Origin of the sequence: Paenibacillus solani, from assembly GCF_050475945.1 — a bacterium.
Lineage (GTDB): Bacteria > Bacillota > Bacilli > Paenibacillales > Paenibacillaceae > Paenibacillus_AQ > Paenibacillus_AQ solani_A.
Window position 1 is genome coordinate 34,720 of the sequence record NZ_JBCMXJ010000010.1, and the last position, 19,377, is coordinate 54,096.

General features: G+C 52.3%; 10 protein-coding genes. 9 read left to right on the forward strand and 1 reads right to left on the reverse strand.

The window, feature by feature from the left end; all coding sequences use genetic code 11:
• The first annotated feature begins 216 nt into the window (after nt 1-216).
• The 9 genes from ABEQ74_RS11330 (at nt 217) to ABEQ74_RS11370 (ending at nt 18,421) form a co-directional block, all read left to right on the forward strand.
• Nucleotides 217-1,098: a CPBP family intramembrane glutamic endopeptidase gene (locus ABEQ74_RS11330; protein WP_430122288.1), complete on the forward strand. Its 882-nt coding sequence runs from the start codon at nt 217-219 to the stop codon at nt 1,096-1,098.
• Nucleotides 1,095-1,904, forward strand: a complete 810-nt coding sequence (locus ABEQ74_RS11335) for a CPBP family intramembrane glutamic endopeptidase (protein WP_430122289.1) — start codon at nt 1,095-1,097, stop codon at nt 1,902-1,904. Before ABEQ74_RS11330 ends, ABEQ74_RS11335 begins: the two co-directional genes overlap by 4 nt.
• Nucleotides 1,901-2,701, forward strand: a complete 801-nt coding sequence (locus tag ABEQ74_RS11340) for a CPBP family intramembrane glutamic endopeptidase (protein ID WP_430122290.1) — start codon at nt 1,901-1,903, stop codon at nt 2,699-2,701. Before ABEQ74_RS11335 ends, ABEQ74_RS11340 begins: the two co-directional genes overlap by 4 nt.
• A gap of 14 nt (nt 2,702-2,715) precedes the next feature.
• Complete coding sequence (locus ABEQ74_RS11345) at nt 2,716-13,014, forward strand: amino acid adenylation domain-containing protein (protein WP_430122291.1); 10,299 nt, start codon at nt 2,716-2,718, stop codon at nt 13,012-13,014.
• Between the two features lie 33 nt (nt 13,015-13,047).
• Nucleotides 13,048-14,019 (forward strand): hypothetical protein, encoded by a 972-nt coding sequence (locus tag ABEQ74_RS11350; RefSeq protein WP_430122292.1) that lies wholly within the window; start codon nt 13,048-13,050, stop codon nt 14,017-14,019.
• 40 nt (nt 14,020-14,059) lie between these two features.
• Nucleotides 14,060-14,776: a thioesterase II family protein gene (locus ABEQ74_RS11355; protein WP_430122293.1), complete on the forward strand. Its 717-nt coding sequence runs from the start codon at nt 14,060-14,062 to the stop codon at nt 14,774-14,776.
• Between the two features lie 22 nt (nt 14,777-14,798).
• Nucleotides 14,799-16,079 (forward strand): ACP S-malonyltransferase, encoded by a 1,281-nt coding sequence (gene fabD, locus ABEQ74_RS11360; protein WP_430122294.1) that lies wholly within the window; start codon nt 14,799-14,801, stop codon nt 16,077-16,079.
• Between the two features lie 93 nt (nt 16,080-16,172).
• Nucleotides 16,173-17,540 carry a M20/M25/M40 family metallo-hydrolase gene (locus ABEQ74_RS11365; RefSeq protein WP_430122295.1) on the forward strand — a complete coding sequence of 456 codons (1,368 nt, stop codon included), beginning with the start codon at nt 16,173-16,175 and terminating at the stop codon, nt 17,538-17,540.
• Between the two features lie 449 nt (nt 17,541-17,989).
• Complete coding sequence (locus ABEQ74_RS11370) at nt 17,990-18,421, forward strand: hypothetical protein (protein ID WP_430122296.1); 432 nt, start codon at nt 17,990-17,992, stop codon at nt 18,419-18,421.
• 109 nt (nt 18,422-18,530) lie between these two features.
• Here ABEQ74_RS11370 and ABEQ74_RS11375 read toward each other — a convergent pair whose 3' ends face one another.
• Nucleotides 18,531-19,328, reverse strand: a complete 798-nt coding sequence (locus ABEQ74_RS11375) for a helix-turn-helix domain-containing protein (RefSeq protein WP_430122297.1) — start codon at nt 19,326-19,328, stop codon at nt 18,531-18,533.
• Between the last annotated feature and the right edge of the window lie 49 nt (nt 19,329-19,377).

Consider the following 19,377-nt stretch of genomic DNA (forward strand, 5'->3'; position numbering starts at 1 on the left):
CTAGGCAAATTCAAGGGAGAGCGACCGCGATTCAAAGGAGGCACGAAGTAACACTGGAGCTTACAAGGTATTGAATCTTGAATTCATCCGGGCCCCAAGAAGATGCGCACGAAGTCATGCTTCCTGCGGAAACATCTTAGGTTCGCTCACGTACCCAAGGTCCTGAAGGTCTGACTTTTAAACACGTAATGACAGAAGGAAGAAAGGAGCTTTCCTGTGAAAAAAGTGTTGACCATGTTAGGGAATATTGCGCTTTATCTCGGTGTATTTTATGCGCTGCTCTATCTCCTTCGCTCTACTTACAATTACGAGGTGACGCTGTCCTTTGCCAAATTTCTGGATCGCAACCCGGCCATGTTTATGGCCGTACTCTTCACACTGATTACACTTATATACATGCTCATCTTTCTAATCAAAGGATGGATCTGGCCCCATGCGGAGAAAAATCTGTTTCGCGCGTCGGGCTTCAAACGGCTACGCGCCTCGCGTGTCTTATTGATGATTGGCCTGGGTCTTGCCGGAAGCTTGTTCAGCATCGGCCTTATCGTCATTGACGATATCGCGCGGCAATTTCCGTCCATTCCCGCGCTGGTGGATGATCTGATTAGGGGAGATTCGATCTGGTATGTCATTCTAGGCGCAGGCTTGATCGGTCCGGCATTTGAAGAAATATTGTTCAGAGGCCTTATTTTCAGAGAGCTTCGCAGGGTTATGCCTGTATATGTGGCCTTGGTGCTGCAAGCCGCAGCCTACGCCTACTTCCAGCCAAGTGTGGCTCTTTCGGTCATCAGCATTGGTTCGGGCCTGATTTACGGGACGCTGTATTTGCGCACCGGGTCGCTTTGGGCACCAATCCTGGTACAGAATACGGCGATGGGGACCATCTTTCTGTTTAAATACATCGGGTTCTACGAATGGTTTGGCAAGCTGAACGACGTTTTGCTGTATATCATTACAGCGCTCTGTCTGGCTGCGTTGATTGGAGGCTCCGTCTATGTCTGGCGGACCTCGGGCAATGGCGGTATTGGTGCTCGCGCAGGTCAAGGACTGACGACTGACGCTCAGTCCGACAGCACAAAAGGGGGGCTGACCGTATGAAAACGTGGGAAATGATGCTGGCTCGCGTGGCTGTTATTATCGGCCTGTATTTTGCATGGTTTCTTGCCGCGCAGAAATTATTTTTTAATTATGTTTATCCCAGAAGCGCGTGGTTTGAGCAAAACACGGTAACCGTCATTATTTTGAACGATATCGTGGGTTTGCCGCTCATGCTGCTGGCCTGGAGATTTCTATTTAAGGAAAATCTGTTCAAGGCGGCTAAGTTTCGTGTAATGGACGGCAAATCGGTAGCAATAGCTTTATGGATCGGGCTTGGAGCCGGCCTGTTTACGGTCGCATTCTCCCGGCTTCCTGTCATTGCATCGGACAAGTACAAGTTCGTTGAATTGTTTGATTACTTGAACCGTGCAGAATGGTATGTATTTCTGGTCTTTCTGATTCTCGGAAATATTTACAAAGAGACGTTGTTCAGAGGCATTCTGATGAATGAGTTCAGACGGGTGCTTCCGGTTTGGATAGCAATTGTGATTCAGGGCGTGTTGTATGGGGCGTTGTTCTTTCTCGGAGATATTCCACTATCATTGTACGGATTTCTTGGCGCGGTTATTTTTGCACTCTTGTATGTCTGGTTTAAATCCATCTGGGCGCCGATTGCCGCGCAAATCGCCTGTCAGGGCAGCCAGTACCTACTATGGCATTACGGTCCGGAGACGAGGGACATAACCGTCATGTCTATCGTGATGGCTGTGGCAGCTGCCATGATTGCTGTTGGCATATTCCTTGCTGTCAAGCATCGATCTTCGATCACCGTTCCTCCGTATTCTGAGGCGGTGACGCCAACGTGAAAGAATTGCGGATAGCTGGAAATACCGTCTTATATTTGGTCATTTATGCAGCAATTGTGATGCTTGTCAATCAAGTCCTCTACAATTGGGTCAGCGATCCGGGGCTGAAAGACTGGATCAGAGACAATTCCGGCATTGTGATGATTGTATCCAATATTATCGTGCTTACGATCTATCTCCTGCTGCTTCGCTGGCAAAAAATCTCGCTAAAGGATTTGGGATTTGTTCCTGCGCATCGCAGATCGCTGCTGCTGTCCGCAGGGACGGGCATCTGGCTGGGCTTGTTTATCGCCGTTTTTACTCGACTTCCGTGGGTAAAAGTGACCTTTCCGGCCATCTCGGATCTGGTGGCTTTTGTTGCAGGCGGCAGCCTGATCATATTTGTGCTCGGCAGCCTGCTGCTGGGGTCTCTGCTTGAGGAATGGCTGTTCAGAGGAATGCTGTTCCATACGCTGAGCCAACGTCTTTCGGTTCTGTGGACAGTTCTGCTCCAGGCCGTATTGTTCGGCGTGATTTTTATGAATGTAACGGTTGGTGCATTTGCAGCGCTGGGCGCAATTGTATATGGATTCATCCGCGCAGGCTCACATTCGCTTTGGGGCTCACTTGCAGCTCATGTGTGTAGCACAGGCACTTTGTTTATCGTGCTGCGATGGGCAGACGATTGGCAGTCCGGAATGCTTGGATTATTAGCTCTGATCAGCGGACTCGGCATCGCGGCGCATGTTTTGCTTCTGCTTCGTGGCAGCGGTAAAGCGGCAAAAGAACAGGACGTCAGCAATTTCATTTCTAACTAGGAGGGAAAGACGCCATGTTTCAACTGGATTTGCTGGATACCAAAAAAGACACATCTGAGCGGAAGCGCCCGAGCGGGGGCACCATCTCCAATGTTTCCCTCAAAGATATTGCGATTGTCGGAATATCCGCCAAGCTGCCGCGCGCGGCATCACATGATGCCTTCTGGGAGCTTCTGCGAAGCGGCAAGGACCTGGTAGGCGGTTTTCCGAATTCGCGCAAAGATGAATTAAAGCCGTACTTACGCCGCATGGAGGCGCAATACGGTTCTGTTTCCTTTTATGATGGGGCGTATATCGAGGATATTTCAAGCTTTGACTATTCTTTTTTCCGTCTCTCGCCCAAGGAAGCATCGCTGATGAGTCCGGCGCAGCGTCTGTTCCTGCAGACGGCCTGGGGGACGCTTGAAAATGCGGGTTATGGTGGAGATGCACTGCACGGTTCGCGCACTGGCGTCTTTATTGGTTATAACGGCGACGCGCTGCATGATTACAAGCGAATCATCGAAGCGCTGGACCCGGACGCCTTGTCCATGGCAGCGCCCGGCAATCTGAGCTCCATGATACCGAGCCGAATATCGTATTTGCTTAATTTGCGTGGACCGGCGATCAGCGTGGATACTGCTTGTTCTTCTTCGCTGATTGCAGTCCATCTGGCATGCCAATCGATCCGCAGCGGCGAATGCGAGACGGCGATTGCCGGCAGCGTCAAAATTAATGTGCTGCCGCTGGATACCGGCATACGTCTTGGCATCGAGTCAAGCGATAATCGGGCCAGAACGTTCGATGACTCGGCAGACGGCACGGGCATCGGCGATGGTGTAATTGCACTGCTCTTGAAGCCGCTTTCCCGAGCATATGAAGACGGTGACTCCATTTATGCCGTCATCAAAGGCAGCGCGATGAATCAGGATGGCAGTTCGGTTGGCATTACCGCTCCGAACGCCCTTGCGCAGGAAGACGTCATTGCGCGAGCCTGGCAAGATGCGGACATTGATCCTGAAACGGTGACATATATGGAGGCACACGGAACGGGGACCTCGCTGGGCGATCCGATCGAAATCGACGGATTGACGCGCGCCTTCAGAAGATATACCGATAAACGACAATTTTGCGCTATCAGTTCGTTGAAAACAAATATCGGTCATCTCGACCATGCCGCTGGCATTGCCGGGATGCTCAAGGCGATCCTGTCACTTGTCCACAAGCAGCTTCCGCCAACGTTACATTACCGCTCACCGAACCGCAATATTTCGTTTGTGGATTCGCCTGTTTATGTCAACGATGAATTGACACCATGGGAGACGGACGGCGAAATAAGAAGATGTGGAGTAAGCGCGTTCGGCATGAGTGGAACCAATTGTCATGTTGTGCTGGAGGAGGCTCCAGCCCGGGTACCTTCGGATCATTCGGATAGGGTGGAACTGTTCTGTTTGTCCGCGCATAGCATGACGGCACTGGAACAACTCGTCCAGCTGATACGGGACTGGACTCTGCAGCATCGAGATGATGTGAGCTGCAATCTGGCCGACCTTTGCTACACCTTGGCCGTGGGCCGGGGAGCCTATCGGTATCGCTTGGCGATTGCTGTAAGCAGCTGGGAAGAGCTAGCTCAGACATTGCAAGCCGTAGCTGCAAGCGGATTTACCGGGCTTATGCTGCCGAACGTCCTCTTTGGGACGGCCGATTCAGCTGCATCCGGGAAGATTCACCAATATCCCGTTTCTAACGAACGGGATATGGAAGCGCTGGAGCTCGGCCAGCGTTACGTGGACGGGGACAAAATTGACTGGAAGACGATCTACCTCGGACAGCGCAGAAAGCGACTGTCGCTTCCTACCTATCCGTTCGATTCTCTCCATTGTTGGGTGGAAGAGGCCAGTGCTGGATCGGAGCTTCATACGCCATTTGCAGTCTGGAGCGGATATTCGCTCGGTGGCGATATCCCAGATGAACTCCAGCAAGAAATGAACGAGACCTTCGCCAGATGGCAAGCCGAGCTGGAGCGAGGCGGCGGGATGAAGAGTCAGCGCCATCGCCAAAGCGTTGCCTTAACAGGGGAGCGTTCCGGCCTGGAATGGGAGCAGCGTGTTGCAGATGTCTGGGGGGAACTGCTCGGTTATGATCAATTGCCTGCGGATGCAGGGTTTTATGAGCTAGGCGGGGATTCCATTATTGCGCTCAAAATTGTAAACCGGATCAGCGAGCTCGCGGAGGTTCGCATTCAGGTGGCCGATTTGCTGAGCCATGCGGAATTGCCTTCGTTTACAGCGCTGATCGAGCGGCTGGTCAGGGAGAGCAGCGCGGCGACAGCGCAAAGAACGAACTCCCAGCACGAAGAACAAGGAACTGATGTCGGGAACAGCGAGCACATGGCGAACGGCGGACAAGCGCAGGACGACGGACGTGAAGGACAAGCTGTAGCAGGTACTCTTAACAGGAAAATGGTTGGCAGTGCTGATTGTCGAGCGGCGACCAGCGATAATGACGGTTCTGGAGCTTCAAGCACTTTGTCCGGTGTAAAGCTGGAGCCGATTCCAAAGGTGGCCCTGCAAGATCATTATCCGGTATCATCGCCGCAAAAACGCATGTATTTGCAGCAGCAGGCGATGCCGGATGATCGCAGTTACAATTTGCCCGAATTGCTGCATCTGGACGGGGCTATTGATGCAGACCGACTGGAAGCTGTCTTGCAAGCCATCGTGGAGCGTCACGAGACACTTCGCACCACCTTTCACGTCATCGACGGAGAGATCAGGCAGCGCATTCACGATGCCATTCCATTCCGCCTGATTCGCTTGGAAGTCGATGAGACAGAAGTGGATGGTGTACTGCAAAGCTTGTTCCGGCCGTTCCTGCTCGATACGGCCCCGCTGCTCCGCGCTGCTTTGCTCACGATAGGGCCGGAGCGCCATGTTCTGTTTCTTGATATGCATCATATTGCATCTGATGGCATGTCTGCGGGCATTCTTCTATCCGACCTGATGACTTTATATCAAGGTGGTTCGTTGCTGCCGCTACCGCTGCAATACAAGGATTATGCAGTATGGCAGGAGGGCAGGCCGCTCTCCAGAGACGATGAACGATTTTGGCGCGAGCAATGCCGGGGAGACTGGCCGATGCTTTCGCTCCCGACCGATGCCCCGCGTCCGCCCGCCAAAAGCAGTTGCGGCGAAACGTTCGATGTGTACGTCGAGGCCGATTTGATGGCGGAAGTGCGCAGCTTAGCAGCTGAGTCGGACACGACTCCGTTTAATGTGCTGCTGTCGGCATATTACACTTTCCTCGCCCACTATACAGGGGCGGAGGACATTGCCGTCGGCACGCCGATTGCGGGACGGAACAGACGCGAGCTGGAAGCAATCGCAGGCATGTTCACAGGCACGCTGGCGCTGCGAGCATATCCGTGCGCGGACAAGCCGTTTAGAACCTTTTTGTCCGAAGTCAAAGAGATGACGACTGGGGCTTACGCTCACGCCGATTATCCATTCGAGGAGATCGCACAGTGGATCGACAGAAGAGACGCCAGCCGGAGTCCGCTGTTTGACACGATGTTCATCATGCAAAACCTGGGTATTCCAAACGCTTCATCAGCGGGCTTGTCATATCGCCACCAACGCTTTGAGCATGGCACAGCCAAATACGATTTGATGATTCAGGCGGTGGAGATTGGTGCGGAACTGCGGCTTGTCGTGGAATATAATACCGATTTGTTTCACCGGGTGACAGTCGAGCGGTTCATGCGGCATTATGTGCAGCTGCTGCGCAGCGTGACGCTCCATCCCGGCACAAAGCTCGGCGAAACGGAGATGCTGACGGAGGAGGAGCGTCTGCAACTGTTGGCACTGGGAAGGCGCGAAGCGGACTTTCCGACTCCACGCTGTCTGCACGATTGCTTCAAGGAACAGGCGGCAGCCGTTCCTGATCTGCTGGCCGTATCTTGCCTCGGTGAATCCATGACCTACCTAGAGCTGGATCGCCGTACCGATGCGCTAGCTCGAACTTTGCGCTTCAAAGGTGTTGGACGCGGAAGCGTCGTTGGGATCATGGCAGAACGCTCCATCCCTATGCTGACTGCTATGCTCGCCGTTATGAAAGCCGGAGGCGCTTATATGCCTGTAGATCCGCATTATCCCGAGGAACGAGTCCGCTATATGCTGCAGGACAGCGGCGCGGATTTGGTATTAACGGACGGTGCACGTTCTAGAACCGTGGACTTCTTGCCTGCCTCCTTACAGGTGCTGGATATTGCGGATGAGACGCTGTTCTCCGATGGGGACGATGACTTTGTCCCTTTGCCGCAGGATTCATCCGATCCGATGTATGTCATCTATACATCCGGTTCTACGGGTCAGCCGAAGGGTGTCATCGTACCACACCGCAGTTTCTACAATTTCGGACATTCACTCAGGATGTTTTTCGAAGGACAATACGGTGAGGGAGACCGATGTCTCAGTCTGACCAATATTTCGTTTGATGTCAGCGTAGCGGAGTTGTTTATGCCGCTTATGTTCGGAGCTTGCACGGTGCTTTACCCGGAACCCAAATTGCTTGATCCGCGGCGAATTGCCGAAGTAATAGCGGAAGAGCGAATTACATTCGCTTATTTGCCGCCGTCTTTGTTAAAAGAGGTGGCGTGGTTGCTGGATCAATCGGCTTCCGAAATTACGCTAGACAAAATGCTTGTTGGAGTAGAGCCGATTCAAGACGAAACGCTGGAGCTGTATACGAAGCTTAATCCTGATATCCGGATTATGAACGGCTACGGCCCGACGGAGGCGACGATTTGCTCCAATATGTACGTTTACAAGCCGGGTGCTTATCGCGGTGGCTATGTACCAATTGGCGGGCCGATGCACAATGTCGAAATTTATATATTCGGCTATGGCGGGCAGCTAGCTCCTATAAGTGCAGTCGGAGAGTTGTATATTGCCGGCAGCGGACTTGCCGATGGTTATGTGAATAAGACGGATATGACAGCCGAGCGCTTCTTGCCTCATCCGTACCACGAGGGCCGCTTCATGTATCGTACTGGCGATATCGCAAAATGGCTGCCTGACGGCAACGCGATATACGTTGAGCGGGTCGACCAACAGGTGAAAATCAGAGGCGTACGGATTGAAATGAATGAGGTTCGCTCGCAATTGCTTTCCCTTGCAGACGTGGAGGATGCGGCTGTGGTCGTCCGTGAGCAGGCAAGCGGAGACAAGGAGCTGTGTGCGTACGTGGTTGCATCGGGCAAACTCTCTTCGCGGGAATGGCGAAAGAAGCTGAAAGACAAGCTGCCGGAGGCAATGATTCCCGCATATATCACAGGAATTGACGCATTACCTCTGACGCCGAACGGGAAAGTGGACCGGCGTGCCTTGCCGGAGCCGGAACTCGGACTTCGGAAGGGAGGACAGCCGGAGCTGCCTCGAGACGGGATGGAAGAACGCGTTGCAGCCATTTGGGAGGAAGTGTTGGGCGATTCGGCCGGGCCAATCGGCATTCACGACGACTTTTTCGAGCTTGGCGGCCACTCTTTGAAGGCCGCCGTGCTAGCGGGAAAGCTGCAGCAGACGACGGGCGTCCTGGTTCCACTCAGTGTGATATTTGAGCTGACATCCATTGCGGAACTGGCCGTCTGGCTGAAGGAGCGAGAAGACGTTACGACATCCGCGCCGATCCCGAAGGCAGAGCGCCGTGAGTGGTATCCCATGTCGCGCGCCCAGCGCCGCCAGTATATGATGCAAATGCTAGCCGGAGATGCCACCATGTATCATGTTCCGTTCGCGCTTCGCTTACAGGGCAAGCTCGATGTGGCACGGCTGGAAAATGCATTTATGGCACTGATAGACCGCCACGAAAGCTTACGTACAACCTTCCATATGACAAAAGAAGAATTCAGGCAAATGATTCATCCTCCGTATTCGTTCAAGCTGGACGTACTGGACCCTGCAGTGTTGGCAGGGGATGAAGTGGTGCCGGAAGCAACGCTGAACGCTACCGCAGTAACGAGACTGATGGAAGTCTTCCAGCGCCCTTTTCATCTGGACAAGCTGCCATTACTGCGGGCAGGGCTGCTGCGGCTGAATGAGAATAATCATCTGTTGCTGCTGGATGTTCATCACATTATTACGGACGGCGTATCCTCCAGTCTACTGGTGAATGAACTGTCACAGCTGTATGCCGGACAATTACTGCCGGAGCTGCGCATACAATACAGCGATTATGCGGTGTGGCAGGAAGCCGGGTTTACAAATGCTGGTTATGCTGAGCATGAACGGTACTGGATGGATATTTTCGGAGGCAAGCTTCCTGTGCTGGAGCTGCCTACAGATCGGCAGCGGCCATCTCTGCCGAGCTATAAGGGTCGGCGCCACTCATTCCGGCTCGACGCGCTGACAACAGCTGCGGTACGAAAACTCGCGCGGGAAGCGAAGACAACGCTGTATACGGTGCTGCTGGGCGCTTTTGCCGCCATGCTGGCCAAATACAGCGGACAATCCGAAGTGATTGTGGGTACCCCCGCCGCCGGCAGGGATCATGCCGATACACACGGCATGATCGGCATGTTCGTCAATACGTTGGCACTGAGGACAAGGCCGGAAAGAGATAAGACGCTACAAACCTATATGGCGGAACTCCATAACCACGTTGTAGATGCACTTTCGCGCCAGACATACCCTTTCGAGGAGCTGGTCGAGGGACTGCAGGCAGATATGGATAGAAGCCGCAATCCGTTGTTTGACGTCATGTTTATCTTGCAAAATATGGACCGTGCGGTGATGGAAGCTGACGGTGTAGTCTTTGACGAAATACCGTTCGAGACAGGAACAAGCAAGTTCGACCTGACTTTGGAAGCGGTGGAACGGGAAGAGGTAATCGAGCTTCAACTGGAATACGCAACGGATTTATTTAAAGAGGAAACCGCTCGCCGCATGGCGGAGAGCTATACCGTACTTGTAAGGGAGATGTGCAGATCACAGGATCGCACGATCGGTGAGCTTGAGCTGATGGGTGAAAGTGAGCGGGAGCAATTGCTGGCTCTGTTGACCGGAGGAAGCAAGCCGGTACAAGCCGCGAACAGAGAGGGGAGCAATGACAGGATGGAAATCCGAATTGAACAAGGCATAACAGAGCGGCAAGGAGACGCAGCGGCTGCTTCCGTGCAAGCAACGGCGGAATGGACAGGATTCGTCCAGGAAGTGGAGCGCCAGGCGGCACGTACGCCGGATGCGCCGGCGATTCAATTCGGAACAGAGACGGTAACGTACGCTGAGCTGAACGAACGTGCGAATCGGCTTGCCCATTCCTTGCGGGCGAAGGGTGTGGGGCCTGAAAGTATTGTCGCGTTGATGGCGTCCCGCAGCCCACTTCTGCTTGTTGCCATTTTGGGTATTCTGAAAGCCGGAGGCGCATATGTCGCTATTGATCCCGCTTATCCGAAAGAGAGAATCGACTGGATGCTTGAAGATTGCGGCGAAGCACTTCTTCTGACAGAAAAAGCATTTGCAGGAGTCGTTACGCGAGCCGTTGCCGAGTGGTATTTGGACGATCCGGAGATGTATGCGGCGGACAGAGGCAATCCGGAAACTGGCCATAAGCCGGACCATTTGGCGTATGTGCTGTATACGTCAGGCTCGACCGGGCGTCCCAAAGGGGTCATGATCGAGCATCGCGGCCTGGCGCATTTTATCAGCGGCTTCCGAAACCGGATTCCGTTTGTGAAAGGCCAGAGCATCCTGGCGATGGCATCGGTATCCTTTGATATTTTTGTCGTTGAAAATCTGCTTCCACTCACACTGGGCATGCGGATTGTACTCGCTAGCGAAGAGGAACGGAGCGACGCTGTCCTGCTACAAGGCCTGATTGATACGCACAGCGTCGATGTACTGCAAATTACGCCATCGCGCTTTAAATGGTGGATGAATCAGCAAGGTGAAACGGAGGGCTTACAAAAGCTGCAGGTACTGATGATCGGGGCAGAACCGTTGACGGGCGATGTACTCGGCAGGCTGCGCTCTGCTACAGGAGCCAGATTGTTTAATTTGTACGGTCCGACGGAGACGACGGTGTGGACATCCATCCGGGAAGTGACCGAAGGCGAGGACATTTCGATCGGCACACCGATCGAAGGTTCCGTCATGATGGTGCTTGACGAAGGATTGAAGCTGCAGCCGACAGGCGTGACGGGCGAAATATGCATCGGCGGGCCGGGCGTCGGGCGTGGGTATCTCAGCCATCCTGAATGGGATGTCGCTTATGTCCCGAATCCGTATGCACCGGGAGAACGGATGTATCGCACAGGAGACCTAGGGCGTAGGCTTGAAAATGGGGAATTTGCCTATGCGGGCCGCCGTGATTTCCAGGTGAAAATCAGAGGCCACAGAATTGAGATTGGAGAAATTGAGCAGCTGCTGCTTCGGCATGAGAGGGTGAAGGAAACGGTCGTCACCGCATTTCAGGAAGAGGATGAAGAATATGCGCTTTGCGCGTATGTCGTTATGCAGGAAGCTGCGGCAAATAATGCAGAGCAGGACGGCGCCGCACCATCCTACCAGTTGACCCTACAGCTGCGCGCATATCTTGGGGACAAGCTGCCTTCTTATATGGTTCCAGCTTTCATGGTCATTTTGGATGCGATTCCGCTAACGCCAACGGGAAAAATCGACAGAAGAGCGCTGCCGAAGCCGGAACTGGCCGATGCGGGCATTCGCGAGCTTGTTCCGCTATCAACGGATACAGAGCGCAAGCTGGCGGAGATTTGGAAAGAGCTGCTCGGAACGGATTCAATTAGCGCCAAGGACAGCTTTTTCGAGCTTGGCGGGCATTCCCTAAAGGCGGCGGGCATGGTTAGCCGCATTGCAGAACGTTTTGGCATCCAAATGCCGCTGCGCGATATTTTTATGAATCCCACACTTGAAGGTTTGGCTGCCCATCTGGACACTTGTGGAACTATGGCGGTCACGAGCATTCCAAAACAGCCGGAGCGCGAGTTTTACCCGATGTCTAGGGCACAGCGCCGCCAATATATGATGGGGTTGATCTCGGGCGAGGCAACGATGTACCATGTACCGTTCGCCGTGCATATGCAAGGTAAGCTCGATGTAGAGCGGCTGGAGGAAGCTATCCTTGAGATGATACGCCGCCATGAATCACTCAGAACGACGTTCCATCACGAAGATGATGAGTTCCGCCAGCGCGTACATGCGGAGCCGGTATTTACGCTGGAGCAGGGCGCCAGGCTGAGAATGGCGGCGGGCAAGCTGCTCTCTGCAGGCGGAGACGAAGAATTATTCAGCGGCATCAGCGGGTTGATGGAGCGATTTATCCGTCCTTTTGATCTAAGCAGCCTGCCGCTATTCCGTGCCGGATTGATTCCGCTTGGCGAGGAACGCCATCTACTTCTGCTGGATCTTCATCATATTATTACCGACGGCGTCTCCGTTAGTGTCCTACTGCAGGAACTAACCACATTGTACGGCGGTGGCGACCTGCCGGAGCTGAGTATCCAGTATCGCGATTACACAGTATGGCAAGAGGACCAGATCGGCAGCGAAACCTATATGGAGCATGAGCGCTACTGGCTGGAAGCGTTCGAAGGAGAACTTCCGACACTTACGCTCAAGACGGACTTGCCGAGACCGGAATTGCAAGACTTCAAGGGCGGTTTAATCAACTTCCACCTGGATGAAGAGCTGACACTCAAGATCAAGGCGTTTGCGCGCGAGCGTGGTACAACGCTGTATACGGTGCTGCTCGGTGCTTATTCGATGCTCCTGAGCAAATGGAGCGGTGAAGAAGATATCATTATCGGCACGCCGGTTGCTGGCCGTAATCATGCGCAGCTGGAAGGGCTGATCGGAATGTTTGTCAATACGGTCGCTATTCGCAGCTTCCCGGAATCGTACCGGACCGTGGGTGATTATTTGTCCGAGCTGCATGAGGATGTGCTGCGGGCACTGGAGCATCAGAATTATCCGTTTGAAGATTTGGTACAAAAGCTGGCAATTGAACAAGACCGCAGCCGCAATCCGTTATTCGATACGATGTTTATTTTGCAAAATATCGATCGCGTCGCTTACCGTTCGGGTGGCATTGAATTTGATCCGAAGGAGTTCGAACCCGGTGTCAGCAAATTCGATTTAACGCTCGAAGCGATGGAGCGGGAGGGCAAGATTCGCTTAGGGCTGGAATATGCGACAAGTCTTTTCCATGAAGAGACTGCCCGGGGGCTGGCGGATGATTATACGGCGATCATATACGCCTTAGTCGAAGATGGAGCTAAGAAAAAAATCAGTGCTGTGCTTGAGCCAAGCAAGCTTGCTTGAACCAACATTCCGAGCTTAAGGAGGCGGCTAATAATGAAGCTGTCGATGGAAAGGAAACCATTTAACGAATTTTGGATGAACTGCATGCTGAACCAGGCATTTTCAATTGCGGTATCTGTGGAACCAAGCTATAAGGATGCCGCGTATCTGAACATTTACCGTTACTTTCCTTGGGAGGCCGCAACGGACAAGGACTTCCGTTATCCGACAATTGATACGCTGTATTATTTGGACGACCCTGCAAGATTCCCGCTGTCGCGGGTGATCCGTTTAATCGAACCCGGTCATTTCCGCGGCAAGGAGACGGTGCTAGAGGAAATCAGGGGAATGCTTGCGGGCGGACGCAACTTAAGCGTAAATGTCGATCTGTATGACTGGCTGCCAGGCAGCATGGCATGGAAAAAATTCCACTGGTATCATTATTCGCTCTTTAATGGATATGACATAGAGCGCGGCGTCTTTTATGTCATTGACGACACACTTGCGGGCTACGAAGAGCATGAGGTGCCGGAGGAAAGGCTGCTCAAGGCGTATGGTAACTCGGAATACAATGTGAATCCGGACTATTTGGGGCCAGCTTACTATGTATATAACCTGCAGGAAAAGATTGAGCCCTACGAACTCAAGCTCGGTGAAGTGGTTGAAAATGCGGAGCGGCTGACGAGAGAGCTTGGGGAGTTCTCAGTAGAAGGCATGTGGAATGTAGATTCCGATCCGGAGAAGAAGCAAGCACATTTAACCTATGGCCTAGTGGGAGTCAATATCATCTGTAATCGGCATATTGCCAATACGTCGCTGCTTCGCTCCATGCAAGAGAAGGGGCTGATAGGCGAAGCGCTGTATGATTCTCTGTCCGGTCAGCTGGGGGCAGTACGGGAAGGTTGGGATCTACTGAAAGACCGTTTTGTAACAGGTGACTTCGAACGCGGAAGAGAGCTGGCGCTAGCTGACAATTTGTTCGCAAAGGAAAAAGCGTTCTGGACCACTCTTGTCGCTGGCGCGTAAAGACAACTTACACCAACATGTTACTCGGGAGGCGGGTGTTATGACGATATCTTTGATTTGTCTGCCATATGCAGGAGGCTCCGCGCAAGTGTACAAGCGCTGGTCGAACAAGCTGGATTCTGCCGTTCGTCTGGTGCCTGCCGAATTGGCGGGCAGAGGAAGCCGCATGGGTGAGCCGTATTATGCGAACGTGGCAGAAGCCCTGCAGGATTTGCTACCGGTGGTGAGGGAGACGGCTCTTACCTCAGATTCATATGCTTTATTCGGCCACAGCATGGGCAGTCTGCTTGGATATGAGCTGCTGCATGCGCTTAACGAGGAAGGATTCCCGCTGCCTTCGGCAGTCTTCCTCTCCGGCAGAGGGGCGCCGCATTGTGAACAGGAGAAGGCTCGCCGGATCCATATGCTTCCGGATGGCGAATTTCTCGATGAACTAAAGAAGTTCGGCGGCATGCCCGACGAGCTGTTTCAGCATCAGGAGCTTCTGAATATGTTTATGCCAATTCTAAGAGCCGACTTCAAGCTTGTCGGCGAATACGAGCATCGGATGCGGTCGCCGCTGCCGCTCCGGCTCACCATCTTGAGTGGCAAGGATGACATCTGCGTCGAAGGTTCGCTCAGTGAATGGGAGCAGTATGCGATGCGAGGGAGCGAGCTCATGCTGTTTAATGGCGGACATTTTTTCCTGCATGAGCGAGAAGATGAGATTGTAGAAGTGATAAACAAAATGCTGACCGAGGCTCCTGCCCCGATCTGACCCGTAAGGAGCGTGATGGTAGATGCTGAACAAACATGCGATATGGTTTCCCGGTCAGGGATCGCAGCGCGTCGGTATGGGGAAAGTGCTCAGCGAGCGGTATGCCGCAGTTAAAGTGACGATGGAGGAAGCTAACGAAGCTCTTGGTATGCGCCTTGATAGCTTGATGTTTGAGGGTCCGTTGACCGAGCTGACGCGGACGGACATCGCGCAGCCCGCCATTCTTGCGCTTGGCGTGGCGATGTACCGCGTCTACAGCCAGGAATGGGGGTACACTCCGGCGATGGCTGCCGGCCACAGCTTGGGCGAGATTACCGCTTTAACCTGTGCGGGAGCCCTATCGTTTCCTGATGCGCTTAGACTCGTACGCCGCCGCGGCGAATTGATGCAGGAAGCTGCTGCTGCGGGAATCGGCGCAATGGCCGCCGTTAACGGGCCGAGTCCTGATGTTGTCGCTAACATATGCTTGGAAAGAAGCGCAGGTCGCGCAAACGAAAGTCGCATTGTTGTAATATCGAATATAAATTCAGAGCGGCAAACGGTGATATCGGGCCATAAAGAGGCCGTCCAAGAAGCGTCCGAAAAACTGTCAGCACTCGGTGCCTCTGTCATTCCGCTGCAGGTCAGTGCGCCGTTTCATAGCCCGTTGATGGTGCCGGCGGCGGAGCATTTCGCCCAAGTGCTAAGCCATGTCTCATTTGGAAAATTAGATTTTCCCGTAGTTTCCTCGTTAACGGGCTATCCATACAAAAATACGGAGGAGATCGTCGTTATGCTGGAAAGGGGATTGACGGACCCTGTCAATTGGCCAGCGGTTCTTGCATTTCAGAAGAGCATGGGCATTGCCACTGCCGTCGAACTCGGTCCGGGCAATGTGCTGAAACGACTGGCTCCATCCGCTGGACTGCGAGTATTCGCTTTTGACGACAAGGAGGATGAGGCACATCTGGTTGCTTCGAGTCAGCAGACGGACGTTTATTCCATTGAACTGCTTACTCGTTGTCAGGCTATCGCCACTTGCCTCCGCAACCGCAACTGGAACGCAGCGGAATATGAACAAGGCGTGGTTTTACCTTATCGTGGCGTACAGACTTTGGTCGACCGTCTGCGGGTGACGGGAGAACAAGTGGCGGAGGCGCATGTTCGGCAAGCGTTGGCGATGCTGGAATCGGTGTTTCGCACCAAAGGCACATCCGCCGAAGAGCAAGAGCGCAGACTTGAAAGACTACAGGATGAGTTTAACCTGCGCGGCCTGCTGGGCGTTTCTTCAGAAGAGCGGACTTACTCGGGCAGTCTATTATAGTGCATGTTCAATAAGGCAGGTTTCAACACCGAAGCTTATGCTTCCGATGTAAAATCGGTCGAATGAACAACCTTTTATAGGAAGGAGCATGGCATGGGTATCGGGCTTGTCAATGACAATTTGGAACAAGACGGAGCCCGGCGTCACGCAGAGCTGCCGTCTCCAGTAGAGATTTTGCAGGCATTGATCCGCTTCAACACAACAAATCCGCCGGGCGAGGAAGCCGCATGTATTATGTATATCCGGCAACTGCTTGAGGATGCGGGCATTGATACGCAGATTGTAGCGCTTGATCCGGCCCGGCCCAATCTGTTGTCCAGAATGAAGGGAAGCGGAGAGGCACCGCCGCTGCTTCTGTACGGTCATGTCGACGTCGTAGGTGTCGATAAACAAACCTGGAGCCGCGATCCCTTCGGTGGTGACGTCCACGACGGCTTCGTCTGGGGTCGGGGCGCTCTTGATATGAAAGGCGGCGTGGCGATGCTCGTATCAGCTTTTCTCCGCGCGCATGTCCGTAAGCTGCACTTGCGAGGTGATCTCATTCTGGCGATTGTCAGCGATGAGGAAGCTGGGGGCGAATACGGGGCTTCCTTTCTAGTAGAGCAGCATGCCAATTATTTTGCGGGTGTAAAGTATGCGCTCGGTGAATTTGGCGGCTTCGCGTTTCATGCACTCGGGAGAACCTTTTATCCGATTATGGTAGCCGAAAAACAGTTATGTTGGCTCAAAGCGACGATTCGAGGGGACGGAGGCCATGGTTCCTTGGGCAAACCGGGAGCTGACTGTATGGGGCAATTAGGGAATATGCTGCAATCGCTTAGCAGGAATACGCTGCCTATACGTGTGACACCGGCAGCCCGGTTGATGATTGAAGGCATGGCCGCCGCGCTGCCGCTGTTGCCGGGACTGCTGCTGAGAGGGCTGCTGCGTCCCCGGCTGGGCGGCATCATACTGAAATTGCTGGGGGAGAAAGGCGAGACGTTCGGCCCACTTCTGCGTAATACGGTCAGCGCGACCGTCGTTCGTGGCGGCGAGAAAATCAATGTTCATCCAAGCAAAATTACGGTCGAGCTGGATGGGCGAACGCTGCCGGGCATCACTCCTCAGCAATTTATAGACGAGCTGCGCCGATTCGCGATTGATGATTCAATTCGTTTAGAAGTGCTGCGCCATGACCCATGCGTCGCAGCTCCCGACATGGGGATGTTCGGTTTGCTGTCCGATGTGCTGAAAGAAGCGGATAAGGAGGCCGTTCCGGTGCCGATGCTTCTGCCTGGAGGGACGGATGGAAGATTATTTGCGAGGCTTGGCATCCAAACCTACGGTTTCCTGCCAATGCCGCTGCCTAAGGACATGCAGTTTACTAAGCTGATTCATGCTGCGGATGAACGCATTCCAACAGAAGCGATCGGTTTCGGCACCGATGCGATTTACCGGGTGCTCGAGCGGTACGGAGCATAGTAGCTGTCATCGAATGAATGATCAGCCTGCCATGCACATACCATTAGTTCAACATGCAAGTTGTGCATAGAATAAATAAACAAGTTCTGTGAGACACTCGCTGGGGACTGTCCCTATTACATGAGATATAAAAGCACCTTCAAGAGAGAAAGCTTCCATGTCGTAAGATATGGGGGACAATTTTGAAGGTGTTTTTGTCTTGGGAACAAGAGCGGGCTATCCGTTAGAGATGAAGATGTGAACGATATGAAGGAGAGATTAGAATTATCATTGGAGACCCGCAACCGCTTCGCATGTGGATTTACCTATGGGCTTACAAATCACGTACATAATAGGTAAATACCATTACATCAGATAATCTAGTTATTCGTGGATGGTCTGCGTATTCTGGGGGGGATGTACATCGTTCTCATAACCGCAAATTCCAGAAATATAGCTGATCTCATACGATGTGTTCTTCAGCAAATAGGAGGCGCATTGCAGTTTACGGTAACTCGGCTACTTCATTGAAGCAGATTGTCATTATTCAGAATGAGTTGTATAACCTGAAGCTGGGAGCCAGCGAAGCGATGGCGATTAATGAAAATGTAGACGGCTTTCGTATTACGCAGAATATCGTGCACGATAACAACAATATAGGCATCGACATCATCGGGTTTGAAGGCATCGCACCAAACCCTGCTCAAGATCAGGCAAGAAATGGTGTTATTCAAGCAGCAGGCATTACGCTTGGAGGCAATGACGAAGATCGCAGGAGGACGGAAAATTGCATCATTAAAGAAAATAAGTTGACAGAAAATAACGCTAAGCATCTTGGTTACGGTGAAATCAATCTGGCCTTCGACACAAGGAACAATGAATTGCATTCAGACTTGAACTGAGAAAAGGATTAGTTAGGGAATACTAATGCCGAGAAATCAAGGTATAGCATCCAGCCATAGCTTTCAGATTGTCGAGAAACCCACGTCACTAGACGCGGGGTTTCTCTTTTTATTGCCCAATATCAGATCTTCCTCTGTATTCGCTTGGAGTTAGTCCTGTGAACTTCTTGAATTGCCGCATAAAATGTACATCGTTCTCATAACCGCAAATTCCAGAAATATGGCTGACCGCATACGATGTGTTCTTCAGTAAATAGGAGGCATACCCTAGTCTGTTAAGGATAATATCGTTAATTACCGATACGCCAAAGATTTGTTTGTATATATGCTGAAAATAAGATCGACTCATATTCATCTTGTCAGCCAAGTACTCGACAGTATACCAAGTAGAAGGAGAACTGAAAACTTCATTTCGCAGGTTTAGGAACTGGTCATAGTATTTACTAATCTGTTGGTCTGGCTCCAGATGATTTCGAATATCACTAAGCTTCATGAACAGGCAGCGAATGGTGTACTCGATGATCTCATCCCGGAAAGTTCCGTTCTGCAGATTCTCCCAATGAATATCATTCACTTTTCTGGAAATATAGAAGGGGTCGTAAGCTTTGATTAAGGTATCTAGAGGGAGATTCAGCCGATCAAAAAAATCATCTGCAGCCGCAGCCTCCATTTCAAAATGGAACCAATCGTGAATCAGAGGTTGTTCGACATCCCGATAAAAATATGGGCTGTTTTTATTGAAAATAATAAAGGTATTAGGTTCAGCAATCACAGACTGGGAATGAATCCTGAGCTCCATTTTGCTCCGAAAAAATAAAAAGACGTAATCCCCTGAGCCTTCCGGGCGATCGACAGTAAAGCCTTCCGGATGAATCACATTATATCCGCATCGCTTTAGATGTATCAATGAATCCCACTCCTCAAAGGATAATAGATCAGTCATTGGATAGGATAAA

What these genes read in the sequence shown, in the direction of transcription:
- ABEQ74_RS11350 (WP_430122292.1), top strand. Translation starts at nt 13,048, where the DNA reads ATGAAGCTGTCGATGGAAAGGAAACCATTTAACGAATTTTGGATGAAC.
- ABEQ74_RS11345 (WP_430122291.1), top strand. Translation starts at nt 2,716, where the DNA reads ATGTTTCAACTGGATTTGCTGGATACCAAAAAAGACACATCTGAGCGG.
- ABEQ74_RS11370 (WP_430122296.1), top strand. Translation starts at nt 17,990, where the DNA reads ATGTGTTCTTCAGCAAATAGGAGGCGCATTGCAGTTTACGGTAACTCG.
- fabD (WP_430122294.1), top strand. Translation starts at nt 14,799, where the DNA reads ATGCTGAACAAACATGCGATATGGTTTCCCGGTCAGGGATCGCAGCGC.
- ABEQ74_RS11335 (WP_430122289.1), top strand. Translation starts at nt 1,095, where the DNA reads ATGAAAACGTGGGAAATGATGCTGGCTCGCGTGGCTGTTATTATCGGC.
- ABEQ74_RS11355 (WP_430122293.1), top strand. Translation starts at nt 14,060, where the DNA reads ATGACGATATCTTTGATTTGTCTGCCATATGCAGGAGGCTCCGCGCAA.
- ABEQ74_RS11365 (WP_430122295.1), top strand. Translation starts at nt 16,173, where the DNA reads ATGGGTATCGGGCTTGTCAATGACAATTTGGAACAAGACGGAGCCCGG.